Below are 24374 nucleotides of genomic sequence, written 5' to 3'. Positions count from 1 at the left end.
GAAGACATGCCCCTCGACCACCGGCTCACCCCCGAGCACGAGGAACTCCGCCGTACCGTCGAGGCGTTCGCGCACGACGTCATCGCGCCCAAGATCGGCGACCTGTACGAGCGGCACGAGTTCCCTTACGAGATCGTCCGCGAGATGGGCCGCATGGGCCTGTTCGGCCTGCCCTTCCCGGAGGAGTACGGCGGCATGGGCGGCGACTACCTCGCCCTCGGCATCGCCCTGGAGGAGCTGGCCCGCGTCGACTCCTCGGTCGCCATCACCCTGGAGGCGGGCGTCTCGCTGGGCGCCATGCCCCTCTACCTCTTCGGCACCGAGGAGCAGAAGCAGCAGTGGCTGCCGAAGATGTGCGCCGGCGAGGTGCTCGGCGCCTTCGGCCTGACCGAGCCGGACGGCGGCTCCGACGCCGGCGGCACCCGCACCACGGCCGTCAAGGACGGTGACGAGTGGGTGATCAACGGCTCGAAGTGCTTCATCACCAACTCCGGTACGGACATCACCGGTCTGGTCACCGTCACCGCCGTGACGGGCCGCAAGGCCGACGGCCGCCCGGAGATCTCCTCGATCATCGTCCCGTCCGGCACCCCGGGCTTCACGGTGGCCGCCCCGTACTCGAAGGTCGGCTGGAACTCGTCGGACACCCGCGAGCTGGCCTTCGACAACGTACGGGTGCCGCTGGCCAACCTGGTGGGCCAGGAGGGCCGCGGCTACGCCCAGTTCCTGCGGATCCTCGACGAGGGCCGCATCGCGATCTCGGCGCTCGCCACGGGCCTCGCGCAGGGCTGCGTGGACGAGTCGGTCAAGTACGCGAAGGAGCGCAAGGCCTTCGGCCGGCCCATCGGCGACAACCAGGCCATCCAGTTCAAGCTGGCGGACATGGAGATGCGCGCCCACATGGCGCGGATCGGCTGGCGTGACGCGGCCTCCCGCCTCGTGGCCGGAGAACCGTTCAAGAAGGAGGCGGCGATCGCGAAGCTGTACTCCTCGACGGTCGCCGTCGACAACGCGCGCGAGGCCACCCAGATCCACGGCGGTTACGGGTTCATGAACGAGTACCCCGTGGCGCGCATGTGGCGGGATTCCAAGATCCTGGAGATCGGCGAGGGCACCAGCGAGGTGCAGCGCATGCTCATCGCCCGTGAGCTGGGCTTCGCCGGCTAGGCACCGCAACGTCGCAGTACCCCGAGGGGGCCCTGAAGAACTTAGGGCCCCCTTACCGCTTTCAGCCAAGGTTAGGCTAACCTTCCCCCCGAACGGCCCAGTGGCCGCCCGGCACGCACGAAAGCGGACATAGACATGCCCAAGTCCCGTACCTCCTACCTCTCCCGTCGCGGCCTCATCGCCGCCGGCGGCGCCCTCGGCCTCGTCGCGGCCCTCACCGCATGCGGCGGCTCCGACTCGGCGAAGAGCGGGGCGGGCGACAAGGACAAGGGCGCTGCGACCTCGGGCACCTGGACCTTCAAGGACGACCTCGGCAAGGACGTCAGCCTCAAGGCCAAGCCGAAGAACATCGTGGCCTACACCGGCACCGCCGCCGCGCTCTACGACTACGGCGTCCAGGTCAAGGGCGTCTTCGGCCCGACCAAGACCGCCGACGGCAAGGCCGACGCGATGGCCGGCTCGATGGACATCTCCAAGGTCGAGATCCTCGGCAACGTCTACGACGAGTTCAACGTCGAGAAGTACGCGGCCCTCCAGCCGGAGCTGCTCGTCACCAACACCTGGGACGGCAGCTACTGGTTCGTCCCGGAGGCCTCCAAGGACAAGATCCTGAAGCTGGCCCCGCCCGTCGCGATCGGCGTGGGCGGCGACGCCTCCCTCGACAAGGCGCTGGAGCGCACGGCCGACCTCGCCAAGTCCCTGGGCGCCGACCTGAACACCAAGCAGACCGCCGACGCCAAGGCCCGCTTCGAGTCGGCCGCCACCAAGGTCCGCGAGGCCACCAAGGCCAACCCGGGCGTCAAGGTGCTCGTCGGCTCCGGCTCCGCCGACCTGTTCTACGTCTCCACCCCGAAGACCTCGGCCGACCTGAAGTACTTCGAGACCCTCGGCGTCGAGTTCGTCACCCCGGAGCAGGGCAAGCTGGACGCGGGCGGCTTCTTCGAGAGCCTCAGCTGGGAGAACGCCGGCAAGTACAAGGCCGATCTGGTCCTGCTCGACAACCGCACCGGCACCCTGCAGCCGGAGGAGCTGAAGGCCAAGCCCACCTGGACCGAGCTGCCCGCCGTCAAGGCCGGCCAGGTCGCCCCGCGCGTGACCGAGCCGATCTACTCGTACGACAAGTGCGCCAAGATCCTCGAGGACCTCGCGAAGTCCATCCAGAACGCCAAGAAGGTCAGCTGACCCCCGGCGCCCCGACCAGGCGCCGTTTCCACTGACGAGGGGGGACTCTCCGCATGACCGCCACCGCATCCGACGCCGTCCCGGCCGCCGCCCACTTCCGGTTCTTCGAACTCGAAGTGCTCCGCACGCGCCGGCTCGGGCACTCGTTCCTGCGGGTCACGTTCGGCGGGGAGTCCCTCGCGGGCTTCCGCTCGGGCGGCTACGACCAGAGCCTCTCGCTCTTCCTGCCGCCCGCCCACCGGGAGCACACCGTGCTCCCGTCCACGGACGAGGACACCTGGTTCGCGGCCTGGCGCGGAATGCCGGACGAGGAGCGGCCGGTGATGCGCTCGTACACCGTGCGCGAGCAGCGCCGTACGCCCGAGGGCGCCGACGAGGTCGACATCGACTTCGTCCTCCACGGGACTGCGACAACAGCCGCTGACGCGGCGGGCTCCCCGGCGGCGTACTGGGCCGGGCGGGCCGTGACCGGCCGCCGGATCATGGCGATCGGCCCGGCCGTCGCGGAGAACAAGTCCGTACGGTTCCAGCCGCCGGCCGGCACCGACGCACTGCTCATGTACGCGGACGAGACCGCGCTCCCCGCGGCCGCCGCGATCCTGGACCGGCTCCCCGCCGGGACCCGGGTCGCCGCGTGGTTCGAGGTCCCGCACGCCGACGACCGGCTCGCCCTGCCGACGCCCGCCGACGCGGACATCACCTGGATCGTGCGGGAGAGCGGCGCGGGCAAGGAGCGCACCGAGCGCGTGCTGGAGGCGCTCCGGGCGGCCGAACTCCCCGTCGCCGAAGCTCCGTACGCCTGGCTCGCGGGCGAGGCCGGAACCGTTCGGGCGGTCCGCAGGCACGTCGTGCAGGAACGTTCCATCGACCGGCGTTCGGTGCGCTTCACCGGCTACTGGCGTCTCGGTGCGAGCGAGGAGGAACTCCTCGCCGAGGCGTACGCGGGCCAGGCGGCCAGCGAGGAACCCACCTCCGAGCTGTAACAACTCCCCCTCCCCACAACCCTTTTCAGCGATGGGCCCCGGCTTCCGGCCGGGGCCCATCGCCATTTGGCCGGAAAGTTAGGTTAGGCTAACCTAAGAAACACCTTCCCCATCCGCCTCTTTTCCTGCCCGGAGGAACGTTGATGCGCTCGCATCTGCTGAATGAGACGACCGCGGACCTGTACCGCCGTTCCGTCACCGAAGGCGTCGAGCGCGTCGCTGCCAAACTCGCGACCACCGAGCGGCCCCACACCGGCATATCCGTCGACGAACTCGCCCCGGTCATCAACGGGATCGACCTGGACCGGCCGCTCGAGGACCCGGCCGCCGTCCTCGACGAGCTGGAAGAGGTCTACCTGCGCGACGCGGTGTACTTCCACCACCCGCGCTACCTGGGCCACCTCAACTGCCCGGTCGTCATCCCCGCCGTCCTCGGCGAGGCCGTCCTCTCGGCAGTCAACTCCTCCCTGGACACCTGGGACCAGTCCATCGGCGGCACGCTCATCGAGCGCCGCCTGATCGACTGGACCGCGCAGCGCATCGGCCTCGGCCCGGACGCGGACGGCATCTTCACCTCCGGCGGCAGCCAGTCCAACTTCCACGCGCTGCTGCTGGCCCGTGACGAGGCCTGCCGCAAGGTCATGCAGAGCAGCGAGCGGGCCCTCCCGAAGTCCGAGGTCCTGCCCAAGCTGCGCATCTTCACCTCCGAGGCGAGCCACTTCAGCGTCAAGAAGTCGGCCGCGATGCTCGGGCTCGGCTACGAGGCCGTCATCGCCGTCCCGGTCGACCGGGGCCGCCGCATGGACACCTCCGTGCTCGCCCTCGAGCTGGAGAACTGCGCCGCCGAGGGCCTGTTCCCGATGGCCGTCGTCGCCACCGCCGGCACCACCGACTTCGGGTCCATCGACCCGCTCCCCGAGATCGCCCGCCTGGCCGCCGAGCACTCCGCGTGGATGCACGTGGACGCCGCGTACGGCTGTGGACTGCTGGTCTCCCCCACCCGCCGGCACCTGCTCGACGGCATCGAACGGGCCGACTCGGTCACGGTCGACTACCACAAGTCGTTCTTCCAGCCGGTCAGCTCCAGCGCGATGCTGGTCCGCGACCGCGACACCCTCAAGCACGCCACGTACCACGCGGACTACCTCAACCCCCGCCGCATGGCGCAGGAGAGGATCCCGAACCAGGTCGACAAGTCCATCCAGACCACGCGCCGCTTCGACGCGCTCAAGCTCTGGATGACGCTGCGCACCATGGGCGCCGACGGCCTCGGCTCGCTCTTCGACGAGGTCATCGAACTGGCCGCGGCCGGCTGGGACATCATCGACGCCGATCCGCGCTTCGAGGTCGTCGTCAAGCCGCAGATCTCCACCCTGGTCTTCCGCTACGTGCCCGGAGGCGATGTCCGCAGGGACCTCGTCGACGAGGCCAACCTGCAGGCCCGCAAGGCGCTGTTCGCCTCCGGCGAGGCAGTCGTCGCCGGCACCAAGGTGGACGGGGACCAGTACCTGAAGTTCACCCTCCTCAACCCGCAGACCACGACGGCCGACATCGCGGCCGTCCTCGACCTCCTCGCGTCCCACGCCGAGCAGTACCTGGGAGAATCCCTTGTCCACGCCTCGTGAGCCCCGCCAGCCGTTCGATTTCATCGGTATCGGCCTCGGTCCCTTCAACCTGGGACTCGCCTGCCTGACCGCTCCGATCGACGAGCTCGACGGCCTCTTCATCGAGACGAAGCCGCACTTCGAGTGGCACGCCGGGATGTTCCTGGACGGCGCACACCTGCAGACGCCGTTCATGTCGGACCTGGTCACGCTGGCCGACCCGACCTCGCCCTTCTCCTTCCTGAACTACCTGAAGGACCAGGACCGGCTGTACTCCTTCTACATCCGGGAGAACTTCTACCCGCTGCGGACCGAGTACAACGACTACTGCCGCTGGGCCGCCGACCGCCTCGGCAACGTGCAGTACTCCACCTCCGTCACGGAGGTCACGTACGACGAGCAGGCCGGCCTGTACGAGGTCCACACCGACCGCGGGGAGACCCACCTGGCCCGCCGCCTGGTCCTGGGCACGGGCACCCCGCCGTTCGTCCCGCAGGCCTGCGCCGGGCTCGGCGGAGACTTCACGCACAACTCCGCGTACATGCAGAACAAGGCGGAGCTCCAGCAGAAGAAGTCGATCACGCTGGTCGGCTCGGGCCAGAGCGCGGCGGAGATCTACTACGACCTGCTGTCCGAGATCGACGTGTACGGCTACCGGCTCAACTGGGTGACCCGCTCCCCGCGGTTCTTCCCGCTGGAGTACACCAAGCTGACGCTGGAGATGACCTCCCCGGAGTACGTGGACTACTTCCACGCCCTGCCCGAGGAGACCCGCCACCGGCTCGAGCACCAGCAGAAGAACCTCTTCAAGGGCATCGACGGCGAGCTCATCAACGCCATCTTCGACCTGCTCTACCAGAAGAAGGTCACCTCGCCGGGCCCGGTCCCGACCACCCTGCTGACCAACAGCTCGCTGAACTCGGCGGCGTACGACACCACCACGGGCGCGTACACCCTCGGGCTGCGCCAGGAGGAGCAGGAGCGCGACTTCTCCCTCGTCACCGAGGGCCTGATCCTCGCGACGGGCTACAAGTACACGCTCCCGGACTTCCTGAACCCCGTGCGCGAGCGCCTCTCCTTCGACGGCCACGGCCGCCCCGACGCGGCCCGCAACTACAGCATCGACGTGACCGGCCGCGGGGTCTTCCTACAGAACGGCACGGTCCACAACCACTCCATCACCTCGCCCGACCTGGGCATGGCCGCGTACCGCAACGCGTACATCATCGGAGAGCTCCTCGGCCGCGAGTACTACAAGGTCGAGAAATCCATCGCGTTCCAGCAGTTCGCCGCCCCGGAAGGCACGCACGCATGAGCACCACCGAAATCCTGTACAGCCGCGTCGACGCGGAGCTCGGGGCCTTCTCCGTGAGGCCCCTGGACCCCTTCGCCGACGCGGAGCTGCTGCACGGCTGGATCACCCACCCGAAGGCCTCGTTCTGGATGATGCAGGACGCCTCGCTGCCGGACGTCGAGCGCGAGTACATGCGGATCGCCGCCCACGAGCACCACCAGGCCTTCATCGGCCTGCACGAGGGCCGCCCGGCCTTCCTGATGGAGACGTACGACCCGAGCCGACTGGAGCTGGTCGGCCTGTACGACGCCCGGCCCGGCGACGTCGGCATGCACTTCCTCGTCGCCCCGAGCGACCGGCCGTTGCACGGCTTCACCCGCGCGGTCATCACCACCGTCATGGCGGCCGTCTTCGCGGACCCGGCGACCGAGCGCGTCGTCGTCGAGCCGGACGTCGCCAACACCGCCGTGCACGCCCTGAACGAGGCCGTCGGCTTTGTACCGGAGCGGCAGGTCACCAAGCCGGAGAAGGAAGCGCTGCTGAGCTTCTGCACCCGCTCGCAGTTCGAGGCGGCCACCGGCCTGACGGGAGCGTCCATATGAGCCTCGCCGATGCGATCTCGCACCTCTCCCCCGAACTGTGGGCCCGCGCGAACCGCGCACTGGTCCGCAAGGCCCTGGCGGAGTTCTCGCACGAGCGCCTGCTGTCCCCGAAGCCGCTCGGCGGCTCGGCGTACTCGGTCCTGAGCGACGACGGCACCGTGGAGTACCGCTTCACCGCGGCCCTGCACGCCCTGGACCACTGGGCGGTCGACGAGGCCTCCGTCACCCGCCACCGGGACGGCGCCGAGCTGCCCCTGGACGCGATCGACTTCCACATCGAGCTGAAGGACTCCCTCGGCCTGAGCGCCGAGGTCCTGCCGGTGTACCTGGAGGAGATCTCCTCCACCCTGGCGGGCTCGGGCTTCAAGTACACGAAGCCCGAGGTCCCGGCCGCCGTCCTGGCGAAGTCCTCGTTCCAGGACATCGAGACGGGCATGACCGAGGGCCACCCCTGCTTCGTCGCCAACAACGGCCGTCTCGGCTTCGGCGTGCACGAGTACCTCTCCTACGCCCCGGAGACGGCGAGCCCCGTCCACCTGGTGTGGGTGGCGGCCCGCAAGGACGTCTCGACGTTCACGGCCGGCGCCGGCCTCGACCACGACTCGTTCCTGCGCGAGGAGCTGGGCGAAGCCGCCGTCGCGGGGTTCGAGGCCAAGCTGTCCGCCCTGGACCTGGACCCGGCCGACTACCACTTCCTGCCGGTGCACCCCTGGCAGTGGTGGAACAAGACCACGGTCACCTTCGCGGCCGAGATCGCGAACCGCCGTCTGGTGCTGCTCGGCGAGGGCGAGGACGCGTACCTGGCCCAGCAGTCGATCCGTACGTTCTTCAACACCACGACGCCGGCGAAGCACTACGTGAAGACCGCCATCTCGGTCCTCAACATGGGCTTCATGCGCGGCCTGTCGGCGGCCTACATGGAGGCCACCCCGGCGATCAACGACTGGCTGCACCAGCTGATCGAGGGCGACGAGGTCCTGCAGTCGGTGGACTTCTCGATCATCCGCGAGCGCGCGGCCATCGGCTACCACCACCGCCAGTACGAGCGCGCCACCGACCGCTACTCGCCGTACCGCAAGATGCTGGCCGCCCTGTGGCGGGAGTCCCCGGTCGAGCACCTGCGGGAGGGCGAGCGCCTGGCGACGATGGCCTCGCTGCTGCACGTCGACTCCGAGGGCAAGTCCTTCGTCGGCGCGCTGATCGAGGAGTCGGGCCTCACCCCGTCGCAGTGGCTGAAGCCGTACCTGAGGGCCTACCTCCTCCCGCTCCTGCACTGCTTCTACCAGTACGACCTCGCGTACATGCCGCACGGCGAGAACACCATCCTCGTCATCGAGAACGGCGTGGTGAAGCGGGCGATCTTCAAGGACATCGCCGAGGAGATCGTGGTCATGGACCCCGACGCGGTGCTCCCGCCGGCCGTCGAGCGCGTCCGGGCCGACATCCCGGAGGACATGAAGCTCCTGTCGGTCTTCACGGACGTCTTCGACTGCTTCTTCCGCTTCCTGGGCTCGATCCTCGTCACGGAGGGCATCTGCGAGGAGGACACCTTCTGGCGGGCGGTCGCGGACTGCGGCCACGCCTACCAGGAGTCGATGCCGCAGCTCGCGGAGCGGTTCGAGCGGTACGACCTGTTCGCCGAGGAGTTCCAGCTGTCCTGCCTGAACCGGCTCCAGCTGCGCAACAACAAGCAGATGGTGGACCTTTCCGACCCGTCGGCCGCCCTCCAGCTGATCGGCACCCTCAAGAACCCCGTCGCGCCTTACGCATCGCGACGGTGATCAAGGGGGCGGGTGCGCTGCCGCGTACGGTCCCTCGGCAGCGCACCCGCCCCTTCTGCCCCTCGGCCCCTTTTCCCGGCTACGGCCAGGGCACGTCCGGGGCCCGGTAGTACGTGATGTCCTGGGCGTCCAGCCTCGGGCCCTGGGCCGCCAGGCGCCGGCGGTAGTCGGTCCAGTTCCCCGGGCCCGGGCTCCAGCCGAGTTCCGCGAGGCCCAGGACCCGGGGGAAGGCCATGAACTCCAGGTCCGGGCGGGTGGCGATGGTCTCCGTCCAGAGCGGGGCCTCCACGCCCAGGACCGCGGACTCCGGGACGCCCGTCAGGTACGCACCTGGGTTCCAGTCGTAGGCCCTGCGCACCGGGACGAAGCCCGCCCAGGCCAGTCCCGGCTTGGTCGTCAGGTCGTACTTCATGTCCAGGTACAGCCGGTCTGCCGGCGACAGGATCAGCGGGTGGCCCGCCTTCGCCGCCGTGGCCACCGCCGCCTTCTCGGCGGCCCCGGTCCGGTCGTGGCCCCAGTACTGGAGCACCGCCCCCGGCGCCGGGCGGGCCGTCGCCAGCTGGTGCCAGGCCACCACCGTCTTGCCGTGGCGTGCCACCACCTGCTGGGCCCGGTCCATGAACGCCGCGTAGTCCGCCGCCGGCGTCGAGAGCGCCTCGTCGCCGCCGATGTGCAGGTAGCGGCCCGGCGTCAGCTCCGCCAGCTCGCCGAGCACCTCGTCGATGAACTCGTACGTCCGCTCCTTGCCTACGCACAGCGAGCTGAAGCCGACCTTGATCCCGGTGTAGCGCTCGCGCGCCTTCCCGTCGCAGTTCAGCTCCGCGTACGAGGCCAGGGCGGCGTTCACGTGCCCCGGCATGTCGATCTCCGGGACCACGTCCACGTACCGCTGCGCCGCGTACGCCACGAGGTCCCGGTACTGGTCCTTCGTCCAGTGGCCGCCCGGCCCGCCGCCGACCTCGCTGCCGCCGCCGTACTCCGCCAGCCGCGGCCAGGAGTCGATCGCGATCCGCCAGCCCTGGTCGTCGGTCAGGTGCAGGTGCAGCGTGTTGACCTTGTACTGGGCGAGCTGGTCGACGTACCGCTTGACCTGCTCGGCCGTGAAGTGGTGGCGGGCGATGTCCAGCATGGCGCCCCGGTACGCGAAGCGCGGCGCGTCGGTGATCTCGCCGCCGGGCACCGTGCCGGGACCGGCCACCGGCAGCAGCTGCCGCAGCGTCTGCCCGGCGTGGAAGAGCCCCGCCGGGGTCCGGGCGGTCAGCGTGACCCCGCTCGGGCCGGACTCCAGCCGGTACCCCTCGGCGCCGACGCCCTCGGCCTGCTCGTCGAGGCGCAGCCGGATCCCGTCGCCGTCGGCCCCGTCGACCACCGGCAGCGGGAGCCCGCTGGGGCCCCTGAGCTGCTCGGCGAGGAGCTCGCCGACCCGGCGGACCTCCTCGCCGCCGCTCGCGCCGGTACGGACGACCGTGCCCGCCCCGACGGCGTACCCGGGGCCTTCGGCGCGTAGGGAGGCGGGCGACGGCAGGAGCTGCTCGTAGGGCGCGAGGAGGGCGGGGCGCTCGTCCCCGGCTCTGGCGTCGTCGCCGGGGGACGTGGCGCAGGAGACGGCCGCGCCGAGGACGAGGAGGGTGCCGAGCGTGCGTCGCAGGACTCTCATAAGGCAGGTATAGGCCAACTGGCGTGCTGCGGCCGGTGCGAGAATCGGCGGATGGCGGAAATCATCCAGAAGGACGGCACATGGACCTTCGACGGGGACGCGGTGCGTATCGTGCCCGGCCGCGACAAGGGGGTGGGGCTGCTGCGCCAGACGCTGGGCGAAGTGGTCGTACCGCTGCGCGCGCTCGCCGGGGTCAGTTACGAACCGGGCCGCAAGACGGGCCGGTTGCGGCTGAAGCTGCGTGACGGCGCCGACCCGCTGCTCCAGGTGACGGGCGGGCGGCTGCCGGATGCCTCCGACCCGTACCGGCTGACCGTGGAGGCGGACCGGACGGGAGTGGCGGAGTACTTCGTGGACGAGGTCCGCAATGCGCTGCTGCTGGACCAGGTCGACCCCGGCCCGGCGGACGCGTACCTGCTGCCGGGGCCGGCCGTGCCGATCACGGTGGCCGCGGGGGACGGGACGGTGGCCTTCGACGGGGACCGGGTGGGGCTGGACTGGAACTGGACGACGGAGGAGGCCAAGAGCTCGGGCGGTCCGCGCGAGTTCCGGGTCGCGGACCTGCGGGCGGTGGAGTGGTCCCCCTCGAAGGGCCTGGACAACGGATGGATCCGGTTCACGCTGGCGGGCGCTCCGGCGGCTCCGGCACCCAAGTACGACCCGTACACGGTGGAGCTGTTCGGTTTCAAGAAGGACCCGCTGATGGCGCTGGTGGCGGCGGCCGTGGCGGTGCGGATGCCCCATCCCCGGGGCGCGTCGGCGCCGGCCGAGGCCGCCACGGTCCTGTCCGCGGCGCCGGTGCCGGAGCTCGCGGCCTCGGCGCCCGAGCCGACGGCCCCCGAGGACCACGACGCGCTGCTGCGCCGGCTGCGCGAGCTCGGCGATCTGCATCAGGGGGGCATCCTCACGGCCGAGGAGTTCGCCGCAGCCAAGCAGGCCGTTTTGCGCCGGTTCTAACCGTTTAGTGAGCGGATTTACGCATTCCGCTGGTCTGGACCAGATGGATCCTGCCCGATTTCGGGCAGGATCTTTGCGTTCCCGGCGGTATCCCGTCAGTATCTACGGGTGCTCGACCGCCGCCCGTCTCATGACGATCTTGTCGACCACCTGGTGCGCAGCACCGCGCTGCAGCGCGGCGAGGCAGCCCGGGTGGTGCTCGACGTGCTCGCGTACTTCGACGAGACGACCGAGGAATTCGTGCGCCGCCGCCACCGGGAGCTCCAGTCCGGCGGCGCGGTCAACGCGGAGATCTTCGAACGGATCGCGGCCGAGCTGCCGCACCGCGCCGTGGCGCCGCCGGAGCTCTCGCTCCGGCAGCTGCGCCGCATCGTCTACGGCTGAGCGACAGGTCCGGCCGACGGACCGGGCGCGGGCAACAGCGGCAAGGGCAACCGAACTTCAGGAGGGGCAAGACTTTATGTGCGGAATCGTGGGTTACATCGGCAAGCGTGACGTGGCACCGCTGCTGCTGGAAGGCCTGCAGCGACTGGAGTACCGCGGATACGACTCCGCGGGCATCGTCGTCAACAGCCCGAAGTCCCCCGCGCTCAAGGTGGTCAAGGCCAAGGGCCGGGTCCGCGAGCTGGAGTCCCGGGTCCCCAAGCGCTTCGCGGGCACCACCGGCATCGCCCACACCCGCTGGGCCACCCACGGCGCGCCGAGCGACGTCAACTCGCACCCGCACCTGGACCCCGAGGGCAAGGTCGCGGTCGTCCACAACGGCATCGTCGACAACGCCGCCGAGCTCCGCGCCAAGCTGGAGGCCGAGGGCGTCGCCTTCGTCTCGGAGACCGACACCGAGGTGATCGTCCACCTGGTCGCCCGCTCCCAGGCCGACACCCTGGAGGAGAAGGTCCGCGAGGCCGTCAAGGCGATCGAGGGCACCTACGGCATCGCCGTCATGCACGCCGACTTCGCCGACCGCATCGTCGTGGCCCGCAACGGCTCGCCCGTCATCCTCGGCATCGGCGAGAAGGAGATGCTCGTCGCCTCCGACGTGGCCGCGCTGATCGCCCACACCCGCCAGGTCGTGACCCTGGGCGACGGCGAGATGGCCACCCTCAAGGCCGACGACTTCCGCACCTACACCACCAGCGGTACGAAGACCACCGCCACCCCCGAGACCGTGGAGTGGGAGGCCGCCTCGTACGACATGGGCGGCCACGACACGTACATGCACAAGGAGATCTCCGAGCAGCCCGACGCGGTCGACCGCGTGCTGCGCGGCCGGATCGACGACCGCTTCAACACCGTGCACCTGGGCGGCCTGAACCTGGACCCGCGCGAGGCGCGCGGCATCCGCCGGGTCAAGATCCTGGGCTGCGGCACCTCGTACCACGCGGGCCTGATCGGCGCCGGCCTCATCGAGAGCATGGCCCGCATCCCCGCGGACGCCGAGCCGGCCTCCGAGTTCCGCTACCGCAACCCGGTCGTGGACCCCGACACGCTCTACATCGCAGTCTCGCAGTCCGGTGAGACGTACGACGTGCTCGCCGCCGTGCAGGAGCTCAAGCGCAAGGGCGCCCGCGTCCTCGGCGTCGTCAACGTGGTGGGCTCCGCGATCGCCCGCGAGGCCGACGGCGGCGTGTACGTGCACGCCGGCCCCGAGGTCTGCGTCGTCTCCACCAAGTGCTTCACCAACACGGTCGTGGCCTTCGCGCTGCTCGCCGTGCACCTGGGCCGGATCCGGGACCTGTCGGTCACCGACGGCAAGCGGATCATCGAGGGCCTGCGCAAGCTGCCCGAGCAGATCCAGGAGATCCTCGAGGGCGAAGAGGACATCAAGAAGCTGGCGGCCGAGTACGCCGAGGCCAAGTCGATGATGTTCATCGGCCGGGTCCGCGGCTACCCGGTGGCCCTGGAGGCCTCCCTCAAGCTGAAGGAGATCTCCTACATCCACGCCGAGGCCTACCCGGCCTCCGAGCTCAAGCACGGGCCGCTCGCGCTCATCGAGCCGGCGATGCCGACGGTCGCGATCGTCCCGGACGACGACCTGCTGGAGAAGAACCGCGCGGCGCTGGAGGAGATCAAGGCCCGCAGCGGCCGGATCCTTGCCGTCGCCCACCGCGAGCAGGAGAAGGCCGACCACACCATCCTCGTACCCAAGAACGAGGACGAGCTGGACCCGATCCTGATGGGCATCCCGCTCCAGCTGCTGGCGTACCACACGGCCCTGGCCCTGGGCCGGGACATCGACAAGCCGCGCAACCTGGCGAAGTCGGTCACCGTCGAGTAGTCGGCAGTCGAGTAGTCGGCAGTCGCACCGAGCACGCGGAACGGCCCCCGGGGATTCCCCCGGGGGCCGTTCCGTACGTCCGCTTCGCCACGCGCCTCAGCCCGCGGCGACCGCGCCCCGGCCCGACGCCTTGCCCAATGCGGTGGGCCAGTGGGCCAGCGCCGCGGTGGCGCCGTACCAGAACAGCAGCCCGGAGACCGCGGCCACCCAGCCGGCGACCTTGGCGAGGCCGCCGCTGTCGGCGAAGGAGCCGACCGCGAGGAGCAGCAGGGAGAGGGTGAGCAGGGCGTACGCGCCCTGACCGAACAGTCCGCTCGAGGCACTGACCGTGAGGGTCAGCGCGAGCAGGGCGAAGAGGACCAGGAACAGTCCGGCGGCGTGTGCCGAAACCTTTCCGTCCGCCCCCGCGGCCCAGGTGAACCAGAAGGCGCCGAGGCCCGCGAACGCGGTGCCGTTGAAGCCGTTGCCGCCGCGGAATTCGAGGACTCCGAGGACGAACAGGGCGAGACCGCCGACGTAGGTCGCGAGTGACACGGAGTTGGCGACGGACACTCCGCTGACGATGGCGGTGTGGCCGATACCGAATGCGAGAAGGGTGAGACCCAGGGCTATGTTCCCGAGGGTCGAAGTCGAGGCCGTGCTTCCCGCAGAGACACCATTGTCCACGGCGGGCTCCCTTCGATCTGCAGTTGTTTGCTGCGTCCCAGCAGCACTTATCTACCCTTTACATGGGGGTTCACAACCGCACAACCGACGTACAGTGGGTTACGGAATGACAACGACCGGTCGCTGTGCGCGCTTGGCCAGCCGGCCCGCCACGGACCCGAAGATCCGGCCCACGATCCCGTGCGTGGAGCCGACCACGATGGCGTCCGCCGAGTACTCCCGGCCGACCTCCTCCAGCTCGTGGCAGATGTCCCCGCCCCGCTCCACCAGGATCCACGGCACCTCGGCCAGATAGTCCGCGCAGGCGAGTTCCAGCCCCAGCACCTCGGTGCGGTGGTCCGGTACGTCCACGAAGACGGGCGGCTCGCAGCCGGCCCACACGGTGGTGGGCAGCCGGTTGGCCACGTGCACGATGATCAGGCCGGATCCGGACCTGCGGGCCATCCCGATCGCGTACGCCAGGGCGCGCTCACTGGACGTGGAGCCGTCGAACCCCACCACGACCCCGTGCCGGAAGGCCGGGTCGCAGGGATGACGTGCCTGTTCCGCCGCGCGCAGATCGCTCGACGCGTGATCGGCGAGGGGTTTGCGCTTGCGGTCCGCGGGTTCGGGGAGTTCGTGACCGGCCATGGATGTCTCGGCGAAGGGGTCCTCGGGGGAAGGGACAAGGCGGCGGGGCGGCAAATGGGCTGAAGCGACGATTGAAAAATCGACGACTCAGTGTGACGGAGCTCTGTCCGGGAAGCATCTTCCCAAGCCCATACCCACCAGGGTACGGCGACACTCCTGTCCTGCACAGGGCATGCCGCCCTTGGAGAGCGTCCCAGGGAGCATGCCGGAGCGAGGGCTCCTTGGCAATGGCCGCTGCCCCCTACAGCCAGTGACGAGCAGCGCCACGCGCCACCCATGCGCGCAGTGACCGAGCGCCGTCGCGCACCGTTGGACGGGCGTCCGACCGTCCAGGAAGAGCCTGCAGGGAGCACGCCCGTGCCCGGCCATCCGGTCCACCCCGTCCAGCCCGCTCAGCCGACCCAGTCCGTCCGCTCCGTCCGGACCGCGCAGCACACCGACACGACCCCGCAGTTCACCCCCGCCCCCGTTCACCCGTCCGTGCACCCCGGCAGACGCCCCCATGACGACCCCGCGGGTGACGTGGTGCGCTGGGCCGCCTTCAGCTGCCTGCTCGTCCCCGTGGTGCTCGTCGTCTACGGGACCTCCTTCGACGGGGCCGCCGTCGCCACCCTCGGGCTGGTCGCCGTCACGGCCGTGTGCCGGGCGATGCTGCGGTACTCGGAGAAGGCGGAGCGGATGGCCCTCGCGGAGGAACGGCTGCCGCCGGGCGGGCGCCGCCGCCGTCCGCGCGCCGGGGCCGGCGCCCCGGGCCGTGCGCACCGGGGATGTCACACCTCCGGTGGAATCTCCCCTGAGGACTGACTGATTCGCACGCCCACACCCGCACGTTTTCAGCCAACTTCCCGGCACAGTGGCGTTCTTGTCGGAATGCCCCATCAACCCCCCTACCACCAGCGACTACACCGCCAGGGGGGCTCCGAGACCCTACGGGTACTGGCCATGGCCGGACGGCGAGCTTCCCACTCCGGTAGCGGAGTGGAACGCTTCCTGATCGAATGCTTTTCGCCAAGTTGCCAAGTCGACATAGCGCTGCGTGCTGAACTTGTCACGCCGACACCACGGGACGCAGTAGATTCGATCATGTATTTACGGCGGGGGATCCACGTGCAAGGCCGAGGGGAAACGTGCAGGTGCGACCAGACCAAGGAGTCGCGACACCCAAGGGGGGCTTAGCCATGAGCCAGGATTCCACCGCCGTCGTCGCGGACGCCGGCAGGAAGCTCGCGGGGCGTCGCCGCAGGGAGATCGTCGCGGTGCTGCTGTTCAGCGGCGGGCCGATCTTCGAGAGCTCCATTCCACTTTCCGTGTTCGGCATCGACCGGCAGGACGCGGGAGTTCCACGCTATCGACTGCTCGTCTGCGCCGGGGAGGACGGTCCGCTGCGGACCACCGGCGGACTCGAGCTCACCGCGCCGTACGGGTTGGAGGCGATCGCCCGGGCAGGCACGGTCGTCGTTCCGGCCTGGCGCTCGATCACTTCACCGCCGCCTCCGGAGGCGCTCGACGCACTGCGTCTGGCGCACGAGGAGGGCGCCCGGATCGTCGGACTGTGCACGGGGGCCTTCGTGCTCGCCGCCGCCGGTCTGCTGGACGGCCGGCCCGCGACGACGCACTGGATGTACGCGCCGACGCTGGCCAAGCGGTACCCGTCCGTCCATGTCGATCCGCGCGAGCTGTTCGTCGACGACGGCGACGTGCTGACGTCCGCGGGCACCGCGGCCGGAATCGACCTGTGCCTGCACATCGTGCGCACGGACCACGGCAGCGAGGCGGCCGGGGCACTGGCCCGCCGGCTCGTCGTCCCGCCGCGCCGCACGGGCGGCCAGGAACGCTATCTCGACCGGTCGCTGCCGGAGGAGATCGGTGCCGACCCGCTGGCCGAGGTCGTCGCCTGGGCGCTGGAGCACCTCCACGAGCAGTTCGACGTGGAGACGCTCGCCGCCCGCGCGTACATGAGCCGGCGCACGTTCGACCGGCGCTTCCGCTCGCTGACCGGCAGCGCGCCGCTGCAGTGGCTGATCACCCAGCGGGTGCTCCAGGCGCAGCGGCTGCTGGAGACCTCCGACTACTCGGTCGACGAGGTCGCCGGGCGCTGCGGGTTCCGCTCGCCGGTCGCCCTGCGCGGGCACTTCCGGCGCCAGCTGGGGTCCTCCCCCGCCGCCTACCGCTCGGCCTACCGGGCACGCCGGCCGCAGGCCGACGTGGCCCAGGTGGCCGAGATCCAGGGGTCCCCGGTACCGCACCAGCGCACTCCGCAGCCCCAGCGGGCCGCGGCGGCCCTGGCCGCGGCCGGCCCGACGGTGACGGAGCTGTACGCACCGAACCGGGTCCTGCGCGAGCACGCGTAGCTCCCGCGACGGGCACTGCCTGACGAAGGTCCCCCGCATCGGTCGTCACCGATGCGGGGGACCTTCCGCGTAATCCGCATAAGCTGGGCCGCATGAACGATCGCATGGTGTGGATCGACTGCGAGATGACCGGGCTCTCGTTGACGGACGACGCACTTATCGAGGTGGCCGCACTGGTCACCGACTCGGAGCTCAACGTGCTCGGCGAAGGCGTGGACCTCGTGATCCGCCCGCCGGACGCGGCCCTGGAGACCATGCCCGACGTGGTGCGCGAGATGCACACCGCCTCAGGACTGCTCGACGAGCTGGCCGCCGGGATCACCCTCGCGGACGCCGAGGCGCAGGTCCTGGCATACGTACGGGAACACGTGAAGGAGCCCCGCAAGGCTCCGCTCTGCGGGAACTCGGTCGGCACCGACCGCGGCTTCCTGCTGCGTGACATGCCCGCACTGGAGAGCCACCTGCACTACCGGATCGTGGACGTGTCCTCGGTCAAGGAGCTGGCGCGCCGCTGGTACCCGCGGGCCTACTTCAACAGCCCGCCGAAGACCGGCAACCACCGGGCGCTCGCGGACATCAAGGAATCCATCGCCGAGCTGCGCTACTACCGGGAGGCGGTCTTCGTTCCGCAGCCCGGGCCCGACTCGGACACCGCCCGGGCCATCGCCGCCAAGCACACCCTGTCCGCCGAATAGGACCCGGCAGGACGCTCCGCAGACGGGTCGGGGAAAAGGAGGGCGCGAGCACCCTCCCGGACCCTGTACCCTTTTCTTCGGCCGGTCGGTTTTCCGACCGGACATGGTGGGTGTAGCTCAGTTGGTAGAGCACCTGGTTGTGGTCCAGGTGGCCGCGGGTTCAAGTCCCGTCACTCACCCTGCGAGAGGGCCCCGGTCCGCGAAAGCGGACCGGGGCCCTCTGTGTTTTCCGGGCTCTGGCTGCGTTTCGGGGCGCTGTCGCCGGTCCACCGCCGAACGGTCCGGCTGAACTCCCGCCCGGAACACCGCCGCCGGCCCGCGCGGAAGAGGGCCGCGGCGGTCAGGCGTGGAAAGCGGCCGCGTGGTCCTCGGCCCAGGTTTCGAAGGAGCGGGCCGGGTGGCCGGTGAGGCGCTCGACGGCGTCGGTGATCTCGACCGGGAGACCGTCGCTCGCGGCCCAGTAGTCGAGGAGCGCATCGGCATAGGGGCCGGGTATGTAGCCCTCGACCCCGGACTTCCACTGCTCGGCGGTGACGGACTCGAAGGGCACGGGGGCACCGAGCACCCCGCCGAGTATGGCCAGTTGGGTCGCGAAGGTCAGGGAGTGCGGGCCGGTCAGGTGGTACGCGCGGCCACCGAGGGCGGGGTCGGTGAGGACGGCGAAGGCGGCCTCGGCGAGGTCGGCCTCATGGACCGGGTCGCAGTGGGCGCCCGGGTAGGGCAGCTGCACCGCGCGGCCGGACTTCAGCGACCAGGCCCAGCCGAGGGCGTTGCTCGCGAACGCGCCAGGACGCAGCAGGGTGGTGCGCAGCGGGGAGGCCAGCAGGGCCTCCTCGACGGCGAGATGCGAGGCGGACAACGGGCTCTCGGCGGCGGCGGGGCCGAGCACCGAGGAGGAGGACAGGAGCACGACGTGCTCGACTCCGGCGCTGACGGCCTCCTTGACGAAGGCGCCGATGGCGGCGGCCTCGGCATAGAGGAAGACGGACCGGACGCCGGCCAGGGCGCCGGGAAAGGTCGACGGATCGGTGAGGTCGCAGTGGACGGCATGGGGCGTATCCGGCTCGCGGGAGGCGAGGCGGTGGGGGATGCCGCGGGCGGCGAGGAGGGGGACGAGGCCGCGGGCGACGGCGCCGCGGGCACCGGTGACGAGGATCGACATGGCGGGTTTCTGTTCCTGTTCTGGTTGCAGTTCTCTTGCTGGTCTTCTTGCTCGTCTTGTTGCTGGTCTTCTTGCTGGTCTTGTTGCTGTCCTGGCGTGCAGCCCACGCTAGGATGAGTACGTGGCACAGATTCTGCACGATCAATATTCTGCGTCACGCAGATAAATTTCAGGCATGGAGAAGCCGATGTCAACCGATTCCCCTCGTTCGAGTGACACGCGTGCCGAGTGGAGCCGCGCCGAACTGCTCACGCGCATCGTCACCGAGAGCCAGCGCCACTACGCCGACTACTCGCTCTTCAACCAGGCCATGGCCGACCACGTCGGGCTGCACCCCACCGACATGCAGTGCGTCGCCCTCCTCGACATGGAGCCCGGCCCCGTGAGCACCGGCGACATCGCCCGCCTCACCGGCCTGACCTCAGGGTCCGCCACCCGCCTCGTCGACCGGCTGGTCAAGGCCGGCGTCGTAGAGCGGCACGCCGACCCCCACGACCGCCGCCGCTCCCTCGTCTCCCTCGCCCCCGGGGCGCGCCGGCGCATCGGCGAGGCGTGGGAGACCCCGGGCCGGGCCTTCGGCGCGGTCCTGGAGAGCTACTCCGACTCCGAACTCGCGGTCATCGCCGACTACCTGCACCGCGCCGCCGAGGTCGGCCGGTCCCAGGCCCAGCGCCTCAACTCCGGCGGCTGACCTCCGGGCCCCACCTCGCCAGGGCGAGCACGCGGGACTCCCGAAGCCCGCATTCCGCGGCTACGGTCCTGCTCACGGGCAACGGTGCGCGCCGGAGACACGGGAGGGTCGGCGTGCGGATGGAGGTTGTCCGTGTCCGGATCCGACGCCGCCCCCGGCGGCTTCCGCGGAGTCTTCGCACTCGGCGGCAGCGCCCTGCCCGTCTACGCGTTCCTCGCGCGGCTGCCCGCCGCGCTGTGCCCCATCGGGACGCTCCTGCTCATCAACGAACGCGACGGCATCGGCGACGCCGGCACCGTCGCGGCCGCCCTCTGGCTCGGCCAGGCCCTCGGCGGCCCGGTCATCGGCCGCCTCGCCGACCGGCGCGGCCACCGCCCCGTGCTCCTCGTCGCCTGCGTCGCGAACGCCGCCGTCCTGGCCGCCCTCGTCGCGGCCGTCCTGGCCGGGCTGCCGCTGCCCGCCCGGACGGCCCTCGCCGTCGCCGCCGGGCTCACCGTGCCGCAGGTCGGCCCGCTGGCCCGGGCCCGCTGGGCGCACCTGGCGGGCGAGGACGAGGCCCTGGTCGGTACGGCCCTGTCCTTCGACACCACCCTCGACGAGCTCGGGTTCGTGGTCGGGCCCGCGCTCGCCGGGATCCTGGCCGTGACCGTGCACCCGGCCTCCGCGCTCGTGCTCGCCGCCGGGCTGATCCTGCTCTTCGGGACCCTGTTCGCCGTCCACCCGACCGCGCCCGGCCCCCTCGGCGCACCGGATGCCGATGCTCGTGCCGACGTACGACTGTGGTCGCCGGAGCTCGTGCTGCTGTGCACGATGGCCGTGCTGCAGGGCGCCGCGTGGAGCGGGGCCAACACCGGGGTCAACGCGCTCGCCCAGTCGCTGGGCGAGCCGGGAGCGGCCGGGCTGGCGTGGGCGGCCATGGCCGTGACCAGCTCGATCGCCGGCTTCGTGACGGTCGCCCGCCCCGGGTCCGCGGACCTGGGCGTACGGCTGCGCCGGACCATCGGCGTCCAGGCGCTGCTCACGCTGCCGCTGCTCGCCGTGTCGGGACTGCCCGGCGCCGCCTTGGCCGTCGCCGGGATCGGGCTGGCCGTGGCCCCGCACCTCATCGCGCTGTTCGGGCTCGTCGAGCGGGCGGGCCCGGCGCAGCGGAGGGGCGAGGCCATGACCGTGGTCGGCAGCGGCCTGATCGTCGGTCAGGCCCTGGCCGCCGCGGCCGCCGGACCGCTGGCGGCGGCACACGGCCACCGGGCCGCGTTCGCCGTGTCGTGCGCGGCGGCGGCCGCCTCCGCGGTGCTCGCGTGGGCGGCCGCCGGCCGGGGGCGGGGCGGGGTACGGGGGCTGCCGCCCCGCCCTACGAGGACTTCATCGCCCCGAGACCCTTCGCCAGGTCCTCGGTGTTCATCACCGGACCGACCTCGATCTCGGCGTTGAACTGCAGGAACAGGTCCTCCAGCAGCGGCGGCAGCTGCGAGCTGTCCTGGAGGTCGAAGACCATCCAGCACGACCTGACGCCCTCGTGGAGCCCGAAGTAGGCGGCCTCCGGCTTGATGGCGTCCGTGAGCTTCTTCATGGACTGCTGCAGGGCGCCGCTCTTGATGCCCTCGTTCGTGGCCGCCGTGTCCAAGTGGGCCCGGAGCATGACTCTCATGCCTGACTCCTTCCGTCAGGCCCACACTCCGCGCGGCCACCGGGACCGGCAACATCTCGGCGCCCATCCGGGACGGGCAGGTCAGCCGCCCTGCTGCGCGCCCTGGATGTGGAAGTTGAAGTCCGTGTGGCCGAGGGTCCCCATCAGGCGGAGCCAGATGGGGAGCAGCATCTCGGTGCCGCGGGCCGTCTCGATGCCGCCGAGGTCCAGCACGCTCGCCTCCGGCCAGCCGAAGGAGTACAGCAGCTCGCGTACGGACTTCTTGGCGTCGGCGTCCTCGCCCGAGAGGAACACGGTGTGCTCGCCCGGCACGCGCGCCGGGTCGACCATGATCTGGCAGTTCATCGTGTTCAGCGTCTTGACCACCCGCAGCCGCGGGAAGGTCCGCTGCAGCAGCTCGCCCAGGCTGTCGTCGTCCACCGGGTCCAGGGTGGGCGGGAACCCCTGTGAGAAGTCCAGCGGGTTGGCGATGTCGATCAGCACCTTGCCGTCCAGGTGCGCGGCGTCCGCCTCCGTCAGGGCGGCGACGCTGACCTGCCCGCCGGTGGCGTTCACCAGGACCTCGCCCTGCCGGGCGGCTTCCGGGAAGGAGGCGAGGCCGACCTGTGGGTGGGCCTCCTGCCATTCGGCGTACTCGGTACGGGCGAGGGTCGCCCGGGGGTCCCGGGTGCCGATGACCACCTCGTGTCCGAGCGAGACGAGGCGGCCGGCCACCGTACGGCCGACGATCCCGGTGCCGAGGACTGCGTAGCGCATGACCAGTTCCATTCCGTTCGGGGGAAGGACAACCAACCACCCCGTACGGTATGCCGCCCGCGCCCTCCGTGGGCGAAGGCGGGCGAACCGGCGAACCGGCCAACCGCCCGTCAGCCGCCGCGCCGCTTGCGGCGGCCGCGGCGCGTGCGCACACCGCCCGCACCGCCCCGCGCCCGGTCGTCCAGGGCGATCCACACCCGGACCTCGGTCCCGCCGAGCATCGAACGGCCGATCCGCACGTCGCCGCCCGTCGATTCCGCGACCCGGCGCACGATGTCAAGGCCGAGGCCCGTCGAGCCGTCCCGGCCGCCGTCGTTGCCGCGGCGCAGCGCCGCGTCCGGATCGGCGATGCCGGGGCCCGCGTCCGAGACGAGCACGATGACGGCGTCCCCCGCGTCGTGGACGTCCACCGCGAACGGGGTGCCCTCGGGGGTGTGCCGGAACACGTTGCCGAGCAGGGCGTCGAGGGCGGCCGCGAGCTCCGGCCGGGCGACGGGGAGCCTTACCGTGCGGTCCACGCCGGCGAGCCGCACCTCGCGCCCCTCGTCCTCCGCCAGTGCCGACCAGAAGTCCATCCGGTCGCGGATCACCTCGGAGGCGTCGCAGCCCGCCCCGGCCCCGCCCGCGGCGGCCGCGGGTGCGCGCTGTTCACGGGCCGTACGGATGATCGTGTCGACCTCCCGTTCCAGCTGCTCCACCGCCGCCCGGGTCTGCTCCGCGGCCGGCCCGTCGCCGAGCGAGGCCGTGTTGAGCCGCAGTACCGTCAGCGGCGTCCGCAGCCGGTGCGAGAGGTCGGCGGCCAGCTCCCGCTCGTTGGCGAGGAGTTCCACCACCTGGTCCGCCATCGAGTTGAACGCGACGGCCGCCGAGCGGAGTTCCTTCGGCCCGTCCTCCGGCACCCGCGCCCCCAGCCGGCCCTCCCCCAGCTGGTGCGCGGCGTCCGCGAGCCGCTCGGCGGGCCGTACCAGCCGGGCGCCGAGCCGGTCGGCGACCGCCACCGAGCCCACGATCAGCGCCAGGCCGACGCCCGCGAGGACCACCCAGGCCGTCGCGACGCCGTTGCTGACCTCGCTCTCCGGTACGAAGATCTCCACGACGGCGATGTCCCCCGACCCGAGGGCGGTCGGCTGGAGCAGCGCCGAACCCCCGCCGGCCAGCGGGGTCGTCATCGCCCGGCCCATCCGCCGGGTCTCCGCCACGGCGTGCGACCCCGCCCGGGCCGTGCCGATCTCCACCGGCGCGCTGCCGCCGATCGCCGGCACGTGGACCGCCATCCGCTGGGCCGCGCCCATCTGCGTGGACTCCACGGCCTTGCGCAGCTGCACCGGGTCAGTGGTGATGGACAGGGTCGGCCCGATGGTGGCCGCCTGCCGCTCGGCGTTGGAGAAGGCCCGGTCGCTGGCCATCTCCTGGACGACGAGCCCGAGCGGCACGGCGAAGGCCACGACCACCATGGCCGTGACCGCGAGGCACACCTTGACCAGCGCCCATCTCATCGCGCGCCCACCGCGCCCGCCGCGCCCGCTGCCCCCCGCGCGCTCACCTGGGCGGCTCCAGCTTGACGCCGACCCCCCGCAGGGTGTGCAGATAGCGGGGGTTGGCTGCCGTCTCACCCAGTTTGCGGCGCAGCCAGGACAGGTGCACGTCGATGGTCTGGTCGTCCCCGTACGACTGCTGCCAGACCTCGGCGAGCAGCTCGCGCCGGGCCACGACCACCCCGGGCCGCCCCGCCAGGAAGGCCAGCAGGTCGAACTCCCGCCGGGTCAGGTCCAGCACGGCCCCGTCCAGCTCGGCCTGCCGCCGCAGCGGGTCGATGGCCAGCCCGCCCACCCGCAGGACCCGCGAGGGCGGCTCGGCCCCGACGGCGGCGCGGGCGCGGCGCAGGACGGCGGACATCCGGGCGGAGAGGTGCTCCACGGAGAAGGGTTTGGTCAGGTAGTCGTCGGCGCCGTCGTTGAGGAGCCGGACGATCTCGGCCTCGTCGTCGCGTGCGGTGGCGATGATCACCGGTACGTCGGTGATGCCGCGCAGCATCTTCAGCGCCTCCGACCCGTCGAGGTCGGGCAGCCCGAGGTCGAGGATGACCACGTCGAACCGGTGGTGGGCGACCTCGCGCAGCGCCTCGAGGGCCGTACCGACGCTCCGCACGGTGTGCGAGGCCTCGGTCAGGTGCCGGATCAGGGCGGAACGTACGAACTGGTCGTCCTCGACCACGAGCACACTTGCCATGGGCGGCACCGTAGTCCATTCGGGGGACCACGCGGGGTGTC

The 24374-nt window shown here is 71.1% G+C and carries 23 protein-coding genes and 1 tRNA gene; 16 read left to right on the top strand and 8 right to left on the bottom strand.

Annotation, left to right across the window (positions count from 1 at the left end; genetic code table 11):
- Positions 1 to 6 precede the first annotated feature (6 nt).
- From AB5J51_RS25320 to AB5J51_RS25290, 7 genes are all read left to right on the top strand, one after another.
- Positions 7 to 1167, top strand: a complete 1161-nt coding sequence (locus AB5J51_RS25320) for an acyl-CoA dehydrogenase family protein (RefSeq protein ID WP_053785552.1) — start codon at positions 7 to 9, stop codon at positions 1165 to 1167.
- Positions 1168 to 1302: 135 nt separating this feature from the next.
- On the top strand, positions 1303 to 2349 hold the full coding sequence (locus tag AB5J51_RS25315; protein WP_369778712.1) for an ABC transporter substrate-binding protein: 1047 nt from the start codon (positions 1303 to 1305) through the stop codon (positions 2347 to 2349).
- Positions 2350 to 2402: 53 nt separating this feature from the next.
- Complete coding sequence (locus tag AB5J51_RS25310) at positions 2403 to 3332, top strand: siderophore-interacting protein (RefSeq protein WP_369778711.1); 930 nt, start codon at positions 2403 to 2405, stop codon at positions 3330 to 3332.
- 143 nt (positions 3333 to 3475) lie between these two features.
- Entirely contained in the window at positions 3476 to 4957 is a 1482-nt protein-coding gene (locus AB5J51_RS25305) for an aspartate aminotransferase family protein (RefSeq protein WP_136225522.1), read from the top strand.
- Positions 4941 to 6251, top strand: a complete 1311-nt coding sequence (locus tag AB5J51_RS25300) for a lysine N(6)-hydroxylase/L-ornithine N(5)-oxygenase family protein (protein ID WP_369778710.1) — start codon at positions 4941 to 4943, stop codon at positions 6249 to 6251. The genes AB5J51_RS25305 and AB5J51_RS25300 overlap by 17 nt, the downstream gene beginning before the upstream one ends.
- Positions 6248 to 6832 carry a GNAT family N-acetyltransferase gene (locus AB5J51_RS25295; RefSeq protein ID WP_369778709.1) on the top strand — a complete coding sequence of 195 codons (585 nt, stop codon included), beginning with the start codon at positions 6248 to 6250 and terminating at the stop codon, positions 6830 to 6832. Before AB5J51_RS25300 ends, AB5J51_RS25295 begins: the two co-directional genes overlap by 4 nt.
- A complete protein-coding gene (locus AB5J51_RS25290) occupies positions 6829 to 8613 on the top strand; it encodes an IucA/IucC family siderophore biosynthesis protein (protein WP_369778708.1) in 1785 nt (594 codons plus the stop codon). Before AB5J51_RS25295 ends, AB5J51_RS25290 begins: the two co-directional genes overlap by 4 nt.
- 79 nt (positions 8614 to 8692) lie before the next feature.
- Here the strand turns inward: AB5J51_RS25290 and AB5J51_RS25285 are convergent, their stop codons facing one another.
- The gene (locus tag AB5J51_RS25285) at positions 8693 to 10270 is read right to left on the bottom strand and encodes a beta-N-acetylhexosaminidase (protein ID WP_369778707.1); all 1578 of its coding nucleotides are present in this window, start codon (positions 10268 to 10270) and stop codon (positions 8693 to 8695) included.
- Positions 10271 to 10321: 51 nt separating this feature from the next.
- Here AB5J51_RS25285 and AB5J51_RS25280 point away from each other — a divergent pair, with 51 nt between their 5' ends.
- From AB5J51_RS25280 to glmS, 3 genes are all read left to right on the top strand, one after another.
- Entirely contained in the window at positions 10322 to 11227 is a 906-nt protein-coding gene (locus AB5J51_RS25280) for a DUF4429 domain-containing protein (RefSeq protein WP_136225514.1), read from the top strand.
- A gap of 108 nt (positions 11228 to 11335) precedes the next feature.
- A complete protein-coding gene (locus AB5J51_RS25275) occupies positions 11336 to 11611 on the top strand; it encodes a hypothetical protein (protein WP_030008735.1) in 276 nt (91 codons plus the stop codon).
- Between the two features lie 76 nt (positions 11612 to 11687).
- The gene (glmS, locus tag AB5J51_RS25270) at positions 11688 to 13505 is read left to right on the top strand and encodes a glutamine--fructose-6-phosphate transaminase (isomerizing) (protein ID WP_053785543.1); all 1818 of its coding nucleotides are present in this window, start codon (positions 11688 to 11690) and stop codon (positions 13503 to 13505) included.
- Between the two features lie 96 nt (positions 13506 to 13601).
- On the opposite strand, the gene AB5J51_RS25265 is transcribed toward glmS, so the two are convergent.
- Both AB5J51_RS25265 and AB5J51_RS25260 read right to left on the bottom strand, forming a co-directional pair.
- On the bottom strand, positions 13602 to 14171 hold the full coding sequence (locus tag AB5J51_RS25265; protein ID WP_053785542.1) for a GPR1/FUN34/YaaH family transporter: 570 nt from the start codon (positions 14169 to 14171) through the stop codon (positions 13602 to 13604).
- 99 nt (positions 14172 to 14270) lie between these two features.
- Complete coding sequence (locus AB5J51_RS25260; protein ID WP_030297865.1) at positions 14271 to 14801, bottom strand: universal stress protein; 531 nt, start codon at positions 14799 to 14801, stop codon at positions 14271 to 14273.
- A gap of 357 nt (positions 14802 to 15158) precedes the next feature.
- Here AB5J51_RS25260 and AB5J51_RS25255 point away from each other — a divergent pair, with 357 nt between their 5' ends.
- From AB5J51_RS25255 to AB5J51_RS25240, 4 genes are all read left to right on the top strand, one after another.
- The gene (locus AB5J51_RS25255; RefSeq protein WP_346766478.1) at positions 15159 to 15605 is read left to right on the top strand and encodes a hypothetical protein; all 447 of its coding nucleotides are present in this window, start codon (positions 15159 to 15161) and stop codon (positions 15603 to 15605) included.
- Between the two features lie 374 nt (positions 15606 to 15979).
- On the top strand, positions 15980 to 17152 hold the full coding sequence (locus AB5J51_RS25250; protein ID WP_053785540.1) for a helix-turn-helix domain-containing protein: 1173 nt from the start codon (positions 15980 to 15982) through the stop codon (positions 17150 to 17152).
- 92 nt (positions 17153 to 17244) lie between these two features.
- The gene (orn, locus tag AB5J51_RS25245; RefSeq protein ID WP_053785539.1) at positions 17245 to 17847 is read left to right on the top strand and encodes an oligoribonuclease; all 603 of its coding nucleotides are present in this window, start codon (positions 17245 to 17247) and stop codon (positions 17845 to 17847) included.
- Between the two features lie 106 nt (positions 17848 to 17953).
- Positions 17954 to 18026, top strand: a tRNA-His gene (locus AB5J51_RS25240).
- 161 nt (positions 18027 to 18187) lie between these two features.
- On the opposite strand, the gene AB5J51_RS25235 is transcribed toward AB5J51_RS25240, so the two are convergent.
- Positions 18188 to 19009, bottom strand: a complete 822-nt coding sequence (locus AB5J51_RS25235; RefSeq protein WP_369778706.1) for an NAD(P)H-binding protein — start codon at positions 19007 to 19009, stop codon at positions 18188 to 18190.
- A gap of 187 nt (positions 19010 to 19196) precedes the next feature.
- Between AB5J51_RS25235 and AB5J51_RS25230 the strand changes: the two genes are divergently transcribed.
- Together AB5J51_RS25230 and AB5J51_RS25225 are read left to right on the top strand one after the other, a co-directional pair.
- The gene (locus tag AB5J51_RS25230; RefSeq protein ID WP_369778705.1) at positions 19197 to 19700 is read left to right on the top strand and encodes a MarR family winged helix-turn-helix transcriptional regulator; all 504 of its coding nucleotides are present in this window, start codon (positions 19197 to 19199) and stop codon (positions 19698 to 19700) included.
- Positions 19701 to 19832: 132 nt separating this feature from the next.
- Entirely contained in the window at positions 19833 to 21131 is a 1299-nt protein-coding gene (locus tag AB5J51_RS25225; RefSeq protein WP_369778704.1) for an MFS transporter, read from the top strand.
- Here AB5J51_RS25225 and AB5J51_RS25220 read toward each other — a convergent pair.
- The 4 genes from AB5J51_RS25220 to AB5J51_RS25205 all read right to left on the bottom strand — a co-directional run bounded on the left by AB5J51_RS25220 (position 21052) and on the right by AB5J51_RS25205 (position 24333).
- Positions 21052 to 21348, bottom strand: coding sequence for a hypothetical protein (locus tag AB5J51_RS25220; RefSeq protein WP_053785535.1), 297 nt, complete (start codon positions 21346 to 21348; stop codon positions 21052 to 21054). The genes AB5J51_RS25225 and AB5J51_RS25220 overlap by 80 nt on opposite strands.
- An 81-nt stretch (positions 21349 to 21429) precedes the next feature.
- Positions 21430 to 22104, bottom strand: a complete 675-nt coding sequence (locus AB5J51_RS25215; RefSeq protein WP_053785615.1) for an NADPH-dependent F420 reductase — start codon at positions 22102 to 22104, stop codon at positions 21430 to 21432.
- 110 nt (positions 22105 to 22214) lie between these two features.
- Complete coding sequence (locus tag AB5J51_RS25210; RefSeq protein ID WP_053785534.1) at positions 22215 to 23600, bottom strand: HAMP domain-containing sensor histidine kinase; 1386 nt, start codon at positions 23598 to 23600, stop codon at positions 22215 to 22217.
- 43 nt (positions 23601 to 23643) lie between these two features.
- Entirely contained in the window at positions 23644 to 24333 is a 690-nt protein-coding gene (locus AB5J51_RS25205) for a response regulator transcription factor (protein WP_030297887.1), read from the bottom strand.
- Positions 24334 to 24374 lie beyond the last annotated feature (41 nt).

It is taken from the genome of Streptomyces sp. R33 (assembly GCF_041200175.1).
GTDB classification, from domain to species: Bacteria; Actinomycetota; Actinomycetes; order Streptomycetales; family Streptomycetaceae; genus Streptomyces; species Streptomyces katrae_B.
This window is presented reverse-complemented; position numbering and strand designations above follow the sequence as displayed.